General features: G+C 62.4%; 12 protein-coding genes and 1 pseudogene. 3 read left to right on the plus strand and 10 right to left on the minus strand.

What is annotated here, in order from left to right:
• Positions 1-55 precede the first annotated feature (55 nt).
• The 3 genes from ABRP30_RS02800 to ABRP30_RS02810 all read right to left on the minus strand — a co-directional run bounded on the left by ABRP30_RS02800 (position 56) and on the right by ABRP30_RS02810 (position 3,067).
• Positions 56-946 (minus strand): alpha/beta hydrolase, encoded by an 891-nt coding sequence (locus ABRP30_RS02800; RefSeq protein ID WP_267820664.1) that lies wholly within the window; start codon positions 944-946, stop codon positions 56-58.
• A gap of 82 nt (positions 947-1,028) precedes the next feature.
• Positions 1,029-2,375, minus strand: a complete 1,347-nt coding sequence (locus ABRP30_RS02805; protein WP_267820666.1) for a sensor histidine kinase — start codon at positions 2,373-2,375, stop codon at positions 1,029-1,031.
• The gene (locus tag ABRP30_RS02810; RefSeq protein ID WP_241803972.1) at positions 2,375-3,067 is read right to left on the minus strand and encodes a response regulator transcription factor; all 693 of its coding nucleotides are present in this window, start codon (positions 3,065-3,067) and stop codon (positions 2,375-2,377) included. Before ABRP30_RS02810 ends, ABRP30_RS02805 begins: the two co-directional genes overlap by 1 nt.
• Before the next feature lie 192 nt (positions 3,068-3,259).
• Between ABRP30_RS02810 and ABRP30_RS02815 the strand changes: the two genes are divergently transcribed.
• The 3 genes and pseudogenes from ABRP30_RS02815 to ABRP30_RS02825 form a co-directional block, all read left to right on the plus strand.
• Positions 3,260-5,434: a TonB-dependent siderophore receptor gene (locus tag ABRP30_RS02815; RefSeq protein ID WP_267820668.1), complete on the plus strand. Its 2,175-nt coding sequence runs from the start codon at positions 3,260-3,262 to the stop codon at positions 5,432-5,434.
• Positions 5,435-5,780: 346 nt separating this feature from the next.
• Positions 5,781-6,023 carry a hypothetical protein gene (locus ABRP30_RS02820; RefSeq protein ID WP_267820670.1) on the plus strand — a complete coding sequence of 81 codons (243 nt, stop codon included), beginning with the start codon at positions 5,781-5,783 and terminating at the stop codon, positions 6,021-6,023.
• A 214-nt stretch (positions 6,024-6,237) separates the two neighbouring features.
• Positions 6,238-6,348 (plus strand): annotated as a pseudogene (locus tag ABRP30_RS02825) (DUF3077 domain-containing protein); the annotation flags it as partial.
• 238 nt (positions 6,349-6,586) lie between these two features.
• Here the strand turns inward: ABRP30_RS02825 and ABRP30_RS02830 are convergent.
• The 7 genes from ABRP30_RS02830 to ABRP30_RS02860 form a co-directional block, all read right to left on the minus strand.
• Positions 6,587-7,294: a S24 family peptidase gene (locus tag ABRP30_RS02830; RefSeq protein WP_349975232.1), complete on the minus strand. Its 708-nt coding sequence runs from the start codon at positions 7,292-7,294 to the stop codon at positions 6,587-6,589.
• Between the two features lie 168 nt (positions 7,295-7,462).
• Complete coding sequence (gene ppa, locus ABRP30_RS02835; protein ID WP_003255365.1) at positions 7,463-7,990, minus strand: inorganic diphosphatase; 528 nt, start codon at positions 7,988-7,990, stop codon at positions 7,463-7,465.
• A gap of 93 nt (positions 7,991-8,083) precedes the next feature.
• On the minus strand, positions 8,084-8,899 hold the full coding sequence (locus ABRP30_RS02840) for a zinc-dependent peptidase (protein WP_267820674.1): 816 nt from the start codon (positions 8,897-8,899) through the stop codon (positions 8,084-8,086).
• Between the two features lie 8 nt (positions 8,900-8,907).
• Complete coding sequence (locus tag ABRP30_RS02845) at positions 8,908-9,555, minus strand: DedA family protein (RefSeq protein WP_267820676.1); 648 nt, start codon at positions 9,553-9,555, stop codon at positions 8,908-8,910.
• A 191-nt stretch (positions 9,556-9,746) separates the two neighbouring features.
• The gene (locus ABRP30_RS02850; protein WP_012312531.1) at positions 9,747-10,205 is read right to left on the minus strand and encodes an N-acetyltransferase; all 459 of its coding nucleotides are present in this window, start codon (positions 10,203-10,205) and stop codon (positions 9,747-9,749) included.
• Between the two features lie 107 nt (positions 10,206-10,312).
• A complete protein-coding gene (eutC, locus tag ABRP30_RS02855; protein ID WP_349975233.1) occupies positions 10,313-11,128 on the minus strand; it encodes an ethanolamine ammonia-lyase subunit EutC in 816 nt (271 codons plus the stop codon).
• A gap of 8 nt (positions 11,129-11,136) precedes the next feature.
• The gene (locus ABRP30_RS02860; protein WP_267820680.1) at positions 11,137-12,531 is read right to left on the minus strand and encodes an ethanolamine ammonia-lyase subunit EutB; all 1,395 of its coding nucleotides are present in this window, start codon (positions 12,529-12,531) and stop codon (positions 11,137-11,139) included.
• Between the last annotated feature and the right edge of the window lie 47 nt (positions 12,532-12,578).

The following is a 12,578-nucleotide window of genomic DNA, read 5'->3' on the forward strand; positions in this document are numbered from 1 at the left end:
CAGATTGCCGGCGGCAAGCCCGCCATTAGTGATGCGGCGAGGGTGCCGTGCAGGCTTAGCGCGACATATCCTCGATTACGCGTTGCAATGAAGCTGGCAGCATCGGCCCATGCCCAATCCCCGTCAATCGCTCGAAACGCACCTGCAACCCCGGCACCTTGGCCAGGTCCGCCGCCAGCTCTCGCATCGGCCGCTCCACATCGCCTTGCAGCGGTGCCCGCGGGCTCACCGGCTCCTCGCTGCCACGCATCAGCAAGAGCGTCGGGTGGTTATCACCCATGCGCTCCTGCAATGTCTGCGCTTGGCGAACGATCGCCCCGTCGTGCCACCATAACGATGGGCTGGCTGCCACATAGTGGCTGAACGCTCCAGGCCGGGTGAACACTGCATGCAACACTGCCAAGCCGCCATACGAGTGCCCCCACAGGGTCTGCCGTTGCAGGTCGATGGGCGCCACGCCGGCCACCATCGGCCGCATGCGTTCGGTAAGCAAATCCAGGAATGCATCCGCGCCACCGCTGGGCAGGTGGGTCAGCGGGTCGCGCTGTTCTGCAAGCCCGGGGATTGCCGGTGTGTAGTCGTAGGTACGGCCTGTTCGCTCGATGCGCTGCTCGGTCTGGTACCCAACCGCCACCAGTAGCGGTGCCTGGCCCGCTGCGAGTCTGCCCAGTAACGCACTGTCCAGGGCACCGAGTGCGGCATTGCCGTCGAGCATCCACAACACCGGGTAACCTGCGGCGGGTGCCGGGCGCTGCGGCTTGCCGATCCATAAGCGGTAATGGCGCTGGCCATCGGCCGAGTCCAGGTCCAGGTGGCTGAAGCGGTAGGCCAGGTCTTGGCGCTGCAGCAGTGAAGTGTCCATCTGCTGCTCGCGTTGCGGCTGTGCCAGGGCAACCGGGGCGGTAAGGGCCAGCGCCAATGCCAGGGACAGGGTGATCTTGCTCATCAGGCGCCTCATCAATGCTTTGCAAGGAGCGCAAGGCGGAAGAGCTCAGATGATAATCAGTCCTGATTGAGCGTAAAGCGCATTAACTTTCTAAACATTGCGAAGCAGCCGGCAGCAACAGGTGCAGGCAAAGCCCGGGGTGACCATTGCTGGCCCACAGCCTGCCGCCTTGCAGTTCGACCGCGCGGCGGGCGATGGCAAGCCCCAGGCCGAAACCTGCGCCGCTGTCGGGCAAGCGCTGGTAAGGCTTGAAGATGCGTTCGAGTTCAGCGTGAGGCACGCCGGGGCCTTGGTCACTCAGGCGCAGGTGCCAGCAGTCGCCCTCACGCCAGCCATCGAGGCTGACCCGGCCATCGGCAGGCGAATGGCGGATGGCATTGCGCATGAGGTTTTCCAGTGCCTGGGCCAGGCTGTCCAGATGGGCCTGCACCACGCATTCGACGCCGAGCGAGCAGGGTAGCCGAGCACGGTCCCAGCCGCTTTCGAAGCAGGCGTCCTGGCATAAGGCTTCCCACACGGAAAGCATCAGTACCGGTTCGGTGCGTAACTGTGGTTGCTCAGTGTCCATCCAGGCGAGGTCCAGGGTGTCCTCGAGCAGCTTCTGCATGTCGTTGACCTCGTGCCCCAGGCGCGCCCGCAACTGGGCGGGCGACAGATCACTGTCATGGGCGATGCGCAGCCGCGCCAGGGGCGTACGCAGTTCGTGGGACAGGGTACGCAGCAGCAGGCGTTGCTGCTCCAGGCTTTGCCGCAGGCGCCCGGCCATGTGTTCAAAGGCCTGCGCCAGTTCGCCCAATTCATCGCGGCGATCCTGCAGGGGCAGGCCGGGGCTGTCCAGGTCGTCTGCGCGCAAGGCGTCGGCGCGGTCGCGCAAGCGGTTGAGCGGTGCCACCAGATGCCGATAGATCGCCAGGCCCAGTAACAGCGCCAGCAGTGTGGGTGCTACGCCGTGAGTGATGACGTGGGTCCAGGGGGTCAGGCCTGTGGGTAACAGGCGCTCGGGCAGTTGCATTACCAGGCGGCCGCGCGCTGGATGCAGCGGGAACTCGATGCTGACGTAGGGCAGCTCATCCTGCAGGCGCCGGCTCATCGGCCAGTCAGGCTTGCGCATGAAGGTCAGGCGGCTGGCCTCGTCGGCATCCAACGGCGTGGTGCCGAGGCTTTGCAGGTGCGGCCCGATCAGTGCCGCCCAGGTGTTCTCGGCGTGCTGCAGGTGTTGGCGAAAGGCTTCGGCCCCGCTCGCCCCCCCTTGCTGCCAGGCCTGTTCAGCCTGCTGCGCATAACGCGCCAGATAATCCTGGTCGGCCTGGGACAGAAAATAACTGCTGCGCTCCACCGACAGGCCCCAGGTCCAGATGAGCCAGGTCAGTAACAGGCAGAAGCTGACTTGCAGCGCGGCCAGCTTCCACAGCAAGGGGTGGCGGCGCATCACAGGCGTTCCGTATCGACCAGGATGTACCCTTGGCCACGTACGGCCTGTATCTGTACATGCTGGGCACCGATATCTGCCAGCTTGCGGCGCAGGTTGCACACATGCACGTCCAGCCCGCGGTCCAGGCGGGTGTAGGCGCGGTGCAGTACGGTCTGGTAGAGAAAGGCTTTGCTCAAGGCCTCGCCGGGGTGGGCGCTCAAGGTGGCCAGCAAGCGAAACTCAGAGCCCGTGAGGCCGGCAGCCTTGCCGTGGTGAACGACATCCTGATGGTCATGGTCGAGCATCACCTCGCCGGCGTCGGTTGCCGCTACCGGCCTGCGGTCAAAGGCCACCCGGCGCATCAGGGCATCGACCCGCGCGTCCAGCTCCGCCAGGCTGAAGGGTTTGGGCAGGTAGTCGTCCGCGCCCCGGGTAAAGCCACTGATGCGGTCCTGCTCGGCGCCCAGTGCCGACATCAGCATCACCGGCACTGCCTGCTGGCGGCGCAATTCGTCGAGCAGGCTAAGGCCGTCCAGGCCAGGCAGCATGATGTCCAGCAACACCAGATCGAAGCCATCGTGTTGCACCGCGTTCAACGCCTGCGGGCCGGTGGCGCAGGCGTTGACCAGAAAGCCCCGCTTCAGGAAGTGGCGCTGGAGGTCCTCACGCAGGCGTGGGTCATCTTCGACGAGCAGGAGTGAGGTTGGCATTGGCGGTCTTTAATGAGAATTCGTATCAGTTGGCGATCATCCCATTGCATGCAGGCTAAGGGCAATCACCCCGTGGCGGGTGCATGTGTTAAGAAGGTTAATCCTGCTGCACCCCCCGTTTTCGTCCGGTATCGTTCGCAAAAAGCAACGTATGTCGTTTGCGATTAAATATCATTTGGGCGAAGGTGTGCCATGAGCAGTTTCAAAGGTGTGGGGAGCCCGCGACGGGCGCGGGGCTGGCTGATGCTGGGGTTGTTGGCGCCGTTTTCATTCTCGGCATTGGCCGAAACGGTAGCCAATGAGGTCGCTGCGGACACCTCGCTCGACCTGCCGGCATTGACCATCGAAGGCAACCGCCTGTACGACATGCTGCCTTCGGAAGAAACCGGCGGTTACAGCGTCGACGCTGCCACCGTCGGCACCAAGACCCCCGCGTCGCTCAAGGAAATACCGCAGTCGGTCACTGTCTACACCCAGGACTACGTCAAAGACCGCCAGTTCGTGCACCTCGATGACCTGGCCAAGTACACCGCTGGGCTGCGCACCCTGACAAACGACAGCGGGCGCTCGTCGATCTATGCCCGTGGCTACGAGTACAGCGAGTTCAACATCGATGGCCTGCCGGCGCCCATGGCCAGTATTTTCGGCACCGTGCCGTCGCTGGCGGCCTTCGATCGTGTGGAGATCATGCGCGGCCCGGCGGGGTTGTTCAGCAGCACCAGCGAGCTTGGCGGTATCGTCAACATGGTGCGCAAGCGCCCGACCGCCGAATTCCAGGGCCACGTCGAGGCCAGGTACGGCACCTGGGACACCAACCACGAAGAAATCGACCTGGGCGGGCCGCTGGATGATGCAGGCCGGGTGCGTGGGCGCTTCGTGGCCTCGCGTGATGACACCAATGGGGAGGTGGACTACAACGCCAACACCAGCAACAGCTACTACGGCGCGCTGGATATCGACCTTGATGACGACACCCAGCTGTCATTCGGCCTGATTCACGAAGTGAAGAACATCACCCCGCACAACGGCTACCCGGCAACCCTGTCTGGTGAGGTGCCGGATTTCAGCCATTCGAAGTTCCTCGGCGCTGACTGGAACTACTTCGACGGCAAGACCACCGACCTGGTTGCCGAGTTGACGCACCGCTTCGACAACGGTGGTTATGGCCGTATCGCCGCCCGTGGCTCGCACCGCGACACCGACTACCTCTATGCCTTTACCGCCACCAATGCCACCACCGGTGCCAACTCCGAGCGTGCCAGTGCCCGCGACTTCACCCAGGACACCTACTCGCTGGACGCCAGCTACAGCCAGCCGTTCGAAACCTTCGGCCAGGTCAGCGAATTCGTGGTGGGTACCGACTACAAGAACTACGACACCGAGTACCTCAACGGCACCACCAACCTGGGGGGCATCAACGTCGGCAGCTACTCGCCGACCCAGTTCGCCAAACCGTCGCCGAACTACAGCACCGAAACCGGCATGCAGGAGGAAGAGTACGGGCTGTACTCCAAGGTCACCTTCCGCCCGGTCGAGCGTTTGGCGCTGATTGCTGGTGGCCGATTCAGTTGGTATCGCGGTGATTTCTACACCACTACCCTGAGCACGGGTTCGACTGTCGATGACAACAAGCGCGTGGATGGGCGCTTCACGCCGTACGGTGGCGTCGTCTACGACCTGACCGATACCCATGCGCTGTATGCCAGCTATTCGCAGGTATTCAAGCCGCAGTCAGACACCGACAGCAATGGCCGGGTGCTCAAGCCGCGTGAAGGCGAGCAGTATGAGTTTGGCCTCAAGAGCAGTTACTTTGGCGGCGACCTCAATACCCGCCTCTCGGTATTCCGTTTGACCGACGAGAACCGCGCCAGCACCGACTATGACGAGGATGGCGTAGACACCGGGTTTTCGGTTGCATCGGGCAAGACGCGCGTGAAGGGTGCCGAAGTGGAAGTCAGCGGCAAGCTGACGCCGAACTGGGAGGTGCTGGCGGGCTACACCTGGATGGAAACCGAAACCCTCGACGGTGATGCCGAAACCACCTTCTTCATCATGCCGCGCCACCAGGCGTCGCTGTGGAGCAAGTACACCATCAGCCAAGGGCCTTTGACCGGGCTGGCCATTGGTGGTGGCGTCTCGGCGATGAGCAACTTCCATTCCGAGAACGGCGGCGTGCGCATCGATGCGCCGGGGTACGCCACGGTGGATGCGATGCTGTCGTACCCGGTTACCTCGAAGCTGACGGCCACCTTTAACGTCAACAACCTGTTGGACCGTGATTACCTGTCGCGGGTGGGGTCGACGTCGACGTTCAACTTCTATGGGCCTTCGCGCAGCATGATGGTTGGCGCGCGTTATGATTTCTGACGTATTTTCCAGGAAATTGTCAGATTTTTACCGTTGCTTGTAGTCCATTTCTGAAATAGCTTGTTCCCGCCTTTTCGGCATTGCGGTGCTTTTCTCTGCGGCCTAGTCTGGGCCCGTCGTTGCCAAATCAGCGACCGGGCCTGCAAGCCCGCACAGAAAACGCATGCTTATCACCGAAAGCCAATGGTTTGCCATTGAGCGCGCTTGACGGTGGCTGCGTACGGGAGGTTTTCGAACCTGCCGGTTTTCGTTCTCTGTCCGGTCTTGCAGACCTGTACGTGGCCGCCACCCATCACACTGCAAGTCATGAGTGTGCGGCTCTAGTGAATCCACAGAGGGCTACACCATGCTTAAAATTGTCCCTGACCCACCCCATGATAATCATTCCCTTGAAGACACCCTGATCCAGGCCACGGACTATGCGCTGTGCGCCACGACCGTTGTGCACCAGGCACTGCTGCTGCATCCCAAGTCACCGGCATCGGTTTTGATGATGACCTCGCTGCATGAAATGGAGGCGTTACGGGTTTTGCTCGAGTCGGCGCTGATCCAGGTGCAGATGCCCACAGGCCCTCGGACCTTGCATTAGGGCTTGGAAGATTTGCCGCCTATACCGGCCCTATCGCCGGCAAGCCGGCTCCCACAGGTTTCAGCGGCGGTGCGGGCACTGGAGCCCAACAGTCTTGCTCAACTTCTAAAAGCTGGCGCCATCCCTGTGGGAGCCGGCTTGCCGGCGAGAGGCCAGGCCGGCCAGCGCAAATTTCAAGGAGATTGAACAATGACCACTGACACAACCAGGTTCGACCATAAACGGCCTGATGGATGAGAAACCCATGATGATCTGGGCTTCGCATTACCTCAGTGCCATGGCCAAGGCGCTGATGGATGGTGCCGAGCTGGGCATGAAGCATTAAGAGCAGGCATTAAAAAGCCGGCTTGTGGCCGGCTTCTCGGGGACGCTTCCGGCTAATTTATGGTAAGCCGCAACCGCCTTAACTGGGTGGCCATCAAAGGCCTGAAAAAGATGGCGAACGTTCGTGTGAAACGTTGCCGAGCCCTCTGGCCTGCGGCTTGCGCCGGTCGGGGCTGAATGTGGCGCGTAGCATACAAGGGCCTGCTCAGGATGCCCAGCAAAAAATGGCACAGGGTGTTTCATTCAGGGCGTTGCCGGCAAAAATGCGACCAGTGGAACACCCAGCCGAGTATCTCCAAGTGCTGTGCCTGGCGCTGGGCCGGGGTGAAGCGTTCCACGGTGTAGTTGCGCCTGTCGTGACTGTGCAGGCACAAGGTGCCGTTGTGGCCGAGGCTGAGGCTGTTCACCCGGAGGGTGCCATTGTGCAGCAGGGCATAGGTTTCACCGTCCTTGACCCGGGTCTGGCTGACGTCAATGGCCACTATCGCGTCGGATGGAACCCACGGCGCCATGTTTTGGCTTGGCATGGCCAGGCAAACGACATTATCCATTGCAACGCCCAAGGCCTGCAGCGCTTCAATCGGCAGTTGCAGGTACTTGCCCTCCAGCGCGACGAGCTTGCCGTCGTGCACTTGTTGAAATGGCACCTGCAATAGCCGGGTCGCCCGGGTCGACAGCAAGGAGAGCACATTACCAGTATCAGAGGTGGGCTGCAGGGCGCGGCTGCGCAGGATCGAACTGGGGTGTTTGGGGCCTTCGCCACAGCGCAGCCAGCGCCGGTGTACGCAGAACAGGTCGGCAAGTTCGTCCAGGCGAGCCAGGGGAATGCCGCGCTTGAACCAGTTGTTCACGTGCTGGGCCGTCAAACCACGCTGGGCGGCGAGATCGGCAGGGGTCAAGCCACACTCGTGGAGGAGGGCCTTGAGGCGGTCACCGGAGGTTTTCATGCACCGGAGTGTACCGGCGGTGTGCCAGTAGGGATACGAACCAGGTGTTGACGTGACGTGTACGAAAATCGCCTAGGTGTAGGACCCTGGATTAGGACCTTGTAGGATTTTTTGCCACTGCGGCAGGCACAAAAAACCCCGCCGAAGCGGGGCTTGGTGCAAACGGTATCAGCCCTTGTAGGCAGCAACCGATTTGGTGATCGCGGCGCGGGCGGCGTCGGCGCCTTCCCAGCCCTCGATCTTGACCCACTTGCCCTTCTCGAGATCTTTGTAGTTCGCGAAGAAGTGCTCGATCTGCTGGATCAGCAGCGCTGGCAGGTCGGTGTATTCCTTGACGTCGACGTACAGCTGCGACAGCTTGTCGTGCGGCACAGCGATGACCTTGGCGTCGCCGCCGCCGTCGTCGGTCATGTTCAGAACGCCGACCGGGCGGGCACGGATGACCGAACCTGGGGCGACCGGGTAAGGGGTAACCACCAGCACGTCCAGCGGATCACCGTCGTCGGCCAGGGTGTTTGGAATGAAGCCGTAGTTGGCCGGGTAGAACATCGGGGTGGCCATGAAGCGATCGACGAACAGGGTATCGCTGTCCTTGTCGATTTCGTACTTGATCGGCGCGTGGTTGGCCGGGATCTCGATGGCGACGTAGATGTCGTTCGGCAGGTCTTTGCCAGCCGGAATCTTGCTGTAGCTCATTGGGCAGTGCCCCCGTGTTTGATCAAAAAAGTGGCGGCGATTATAGGCACATTCGAGCAGGGCATGCCACGCCCCACCTGATGCGCGGGCGCATCAGGTGGGGCTTTGGCGGTAGTCAGGGTGTTCGTCCTGCAACCGCGTCAGGCGCGCCAGAGGGTCCTGGCGGTAGAACAGCGACAGTTGCCGGTACACCTGCGGATAAGCTTGCTGCAAGAGGTCGGGTGCGCTGAAGAAGTACTCGCTGGTGACGGCGAAGAACTCTGCCGGGTTTTCGGCCGCATAAGGGTCGATGGCCGTTTGCGCTTCAGGGTCGGCGTCCAGCTGGCGGTTGAGGTCGTCATACGCCTGCTGCATGGCCGTGGCCCAGGCTTCGACCTGCATGTCGCTGTGCAGCGGTGGCAGGCCATTGGCATCGCCATTGAGCATGTCGAGCTTGTGCGCCAGTTCGTGGATCACCAGGTTGTAGGCTTCCCAGCCGCCGCTGGCCAGCACCCCGGCCCAGGCCATGATCACCGGGCCCTGCTGCCACGCCTCGCCGCTGTGTTCACCATCCCAGACATGCTCCACGCCACTGGCGTCGCGGTGGCGCTGGGGGCTTTTGAAGTCGTCCGGGTAGAGGATGATCTCGTGAAAGCCCTGGTACCAGTTGAGGTCCCCCAGGTGCAACAGCGGTAGTTGAGCCTGGGCAGCCAGGAACAGGCGTTGCTGATCATCCAGCTCGACGCCGGGCAGGGTGGTCAGGTGCTTGTCGAGCAGGAACAGGATGCACGCATCACGGAGCCGACGATCTTCGTCGTCGCTGATGCCATCGAGCATCGGCAGGCGTTCACGGATCGCCTGCCATTGCTGTGGGTCGACCGGGTAGCGCGCCAGGGTTCGCTTGCGCCGCCAGGCGCTGAAGGACCACATGGCGTTCGTCAGTGTGCCTTGGCGGTGCGGCCCAGGCGCCCGCGCAGCAGGCCCAGGACCATCGGCACCAGCGACAGGAAGATGATGCCGACCACCATCAGCGAGAGGTGCTGCTTGATGAACGGCACGTTGCCGAAGAAGTAGCCGAGGGTCACCAGGCCGCCGACCCACAGCAGCGAGCCTGCAACGCTGAAGGCCAGGAAACGCGGGTAGTGCATGTGGGCGATGCCAGCGACGAACGGTGCGAAGGTACGCAGGATTGGCAAGAAGCGTGCGAGGGTCACGGTTTTGCCACCATGGCGTTCATAGAACTCATGGGTGCGCTGCAGGTAGTCGCGGCGGAAGATTTTCGAATTGGGTTTGTTGAACAGCCGTTCACCTGCCGTTCGCCCGATCACGTAGTTGGTACTGTCACCCATGATTGCGGCGGCCATCAGCAGGCCGGCCAGCAGTACCGGGTCCATGCCGCCACCGGCGGCCACGGCGCCGGCGATGAACAGCAGGGAATCACCCGGCAGGAAGGGCATCACCACCAGCCCGGTCTCGCAGAAAATCACGGTGAACAGGATCGCGTAGATCCAGGGGCCGTAATTGGTGACCAGCAGATCAAGGTAGGCATCGAGATGCAGGATGAGGTCCAGCGGGTTGAAATCCATGTACAGCACCTGTGTTCTTGACCCGCAGCGACGGGCGAGCGGACGAGCGGTAGGGTAAATTTTCAGACATGCCAGGAGCGGGCATTATACGGCCAAGTGGCGAGGATGCCCGGAGAGTTTGTAGCGGGGGGTTACTGAGGGTGTCTTTGCTGGCCCGATCGCCGGCCAGCCGGCGCTCGGGCCAGTACGGGTCAGTCTTGGCTGATTGGCAAAATGTAGCTTTCGAACTCGGTATCTTTGCGAAAACCGATGGATTCATAGGTCCTCTGCGCTACCTCGTTGTTGGCGCTGGTCGAAACCCGCATGCGCACGGCCTGGGTGTCCTTGGCCATCTTCTTGGCCTCACGGATCAGATGGTCGGCCACCAGCATGCGCCGTGAGTCTTCGGCCACATAGATGTCGTTGAGAATCCACACGCGCTTGAGCGACAGCGACGAGAAGCTCGGGTACAACTGGCAAAAGCCCAGCAGTTTGGCGTCGTCATCGTCCGGCAGTGCCAGGTAGATGACCGATTCGTCGCGTTTGAGGCGCGTTTCCAGGAATTTGCGCGAGCTGTCCGGGTAGGGCAGTTGCCCATAGAACTCACGGTATCGGACGAACAGCGGGGTGAGCAGGTCGAGGTGTTCCAGGGTTGCCTTGATGATGCGCATGTGCGGCCCTCAGAGTCCATTTGGGAAACAGCGGAATGCCAGCAGCTTTCAATAGCATGCTGCCCAATGCAGGCTAGAAGCGCAATCCGCCGTCCGTGACATGTTTTTTACCCTTCACCGAGTAGGAAATTACCTTTTTGGCCAGGGGTGTTTTCACTGTCGAGGGTATGGACCTGCGCTTCGTCCTTTAAATTCACGCCAGACAGCTGCCTGCGGCAGGCCTCGCGCATCAGGTATAGCAGGCGGTGGGCGGCCATGCCGTAGCTCAGGCCTTCGAGGCGAACGTTGGAGATGCAGTTGCGGTAAGCGTCGGTCAGGCCCACCTTTGGCCCGTAGGTGAAATACAAGCCCAGGCTGTCGGGTGAACTGAGCCCGGGGCGCTCACCGATCAGCACCACGGTCATGCGCGCCCCCAGCAGTTGGCCCACTTCGTCGGCCACGGCCACCCGGCCTTGCTCCACCAGCACCACCGGTGCGCTGGTCCAGCCATCGCTGGCGGCCTGCTCCTCGAAACGGGCCAGGAACGGCAAGGTATGGCGATGCACGGCCAGTGCCGAGAGGCCGTCGGCCACCACGATGGCAAGGTCGCAGCCGCCAGGGTTGGCCTGGGCGTGCTGGCGCAGGTGCTCCACCGAGTGCTCGTTCAGGCGCCGCCCCAGGTCGGGGCGTTGCAGGTACTGGTGGCGGTCGCTGGCAGCGCTGTGCAGTACCAGGCTGTCACGGCCGCGCTGCTTCAATTGTTCGGCCAGGGAACGGTGGTCGAACGCCAGGTGCACGGCATCGCGGGCCTGGGCGTGGGCGAACTGGAAGTCCAGCTGGGCGCCGGTTGGCAGGCTGATGCCGCTGCGGCCCAGGGCGATACGCGCCGGGGTCAGGTTGCGCAGGGCCAGCCAAGGGTTTTCGGGGGTGGGTGTCTGATCCATGGTCACCTCTATGACAGTTGCGCCAAGGCCTGGCGGAACGCCGGTGGCAGGTTGTCGCCAAAGCGCACCCGGCCATCGGCCTGAGTGAAGATACCGGTGCGCTGCAACCATGCCTCGAACTCAGGCCCAGGTTTGAGGCCCAGGGTCTGGCGCGCATACAGCGCGTCATGGAACGAGGTGGTCTGGTAATTGAGCATGATGTCGTCGGAACCGGGGATGCCCATGATGAAGTTGATCCCGGCCACTCCCAGCAGGGTCAGCAGGGTGTCCATGTCGTCCTGATCGGCCTCGGCATGGTTGGTGTAGCAGATGTCGCACCCCATCGGCACGCCCAGCAGTTTGCCGCAGAAGTGGTCCTCCAGGCCGGCACGGATGATCTGCTTGCCGTTGTACAGGTACTCGGGGCCGATGAAACCGACCACGGTGTTGACCAGAAACGGCTTGAAATGACGGGCCACGGCATAAGCGCGGGTTTCACAGGTTTGCTGATCGACGCCGTGGTGAGCGTTGGCCGACAGGGCGCTGCCCTGGCCGGTTTCGAAATACATGAGGTTCTGCCCGAGGGTGCCGCGCTTGAGCGACAGCCCGGCTTCGTAACCTTCCTGAAGCACGTTGAGGTTGATGCCAAAGCCGGCGTTGGCCGCCTCGGTGCCGGCAATCGACTGGAACACCAGGTCCAGCGGTACGCCGCGGTTGATTGCCTCTATGGAGGTGGTGACGTGGGTCAGTACACAGGCCTGGGTGGGAATGTCATAGCGCTGGATGATGGCGTCGAGCATTTCCAGCATCGCGCAGATCGAGGCGGTGCTGTCGGTGGCCGGGTTGATGCCGATCATGGCGTCGCCGTTGCCGTACAGCAAACCATCGAGAATGCTGGCGGCAATCCCGGCCGGCTCGTCGGTGGGGTGGTTGGGCTGCAAGCGGGTCGACAGGCGCCCGCGCAAGCCCATGGTGCCGCGAAAACGGGTGACCACACGGATCTTCTGTGCCACCAGCACCAGGTCCTGTACGCGCATGATCTTCGAGACTGCAGCGGCCATTTCCGGGGTCAGGCCTGGCGCAAGGGCGCGCAGGCTGTCTTCGTTGGCTTCGTCGCTGAGCAGCCAGTCACGCAGGCCACCGACGGTGAGGTGGCTGACCGGGGCGAAGGCCTGGGCGTCGTGAGTGTCGATGATCAGACGGGTCACTTCATCCTGCTCGTAAGGGATCAGCGCTTCGCTGAGGAAGTGGCTGAGTGGGATATTGGCCAGTGCCATCTGCGCCGCCACCCGCTCGCCATCGTTGGCGGCGGCAACGCCAGCCAGGTAATCCCCGGAGCGTGCGGGGCTGGCTTTGGCCATCACGTCCTTGAGGCTGTCGAAACGGTAGACCAGGTGGCCTACCGTGTGTACGAAACTTGCCATACAGAATCTCCAGAGTGCCGCGGGCGTACCCGCGGCAGGTGTCGGCG

Source organism: Pseudomonas sp. WHRI 8519, assembly GCF_040224055.2.
Classification (GTDB): domain Bacteria; phylum Pseudomonadota; class Gammaproteobacteria; order Pseudomonadales; family Pseudomonadaceae; genus Aquipseudomonas; species Aquipseudomonas putida_X.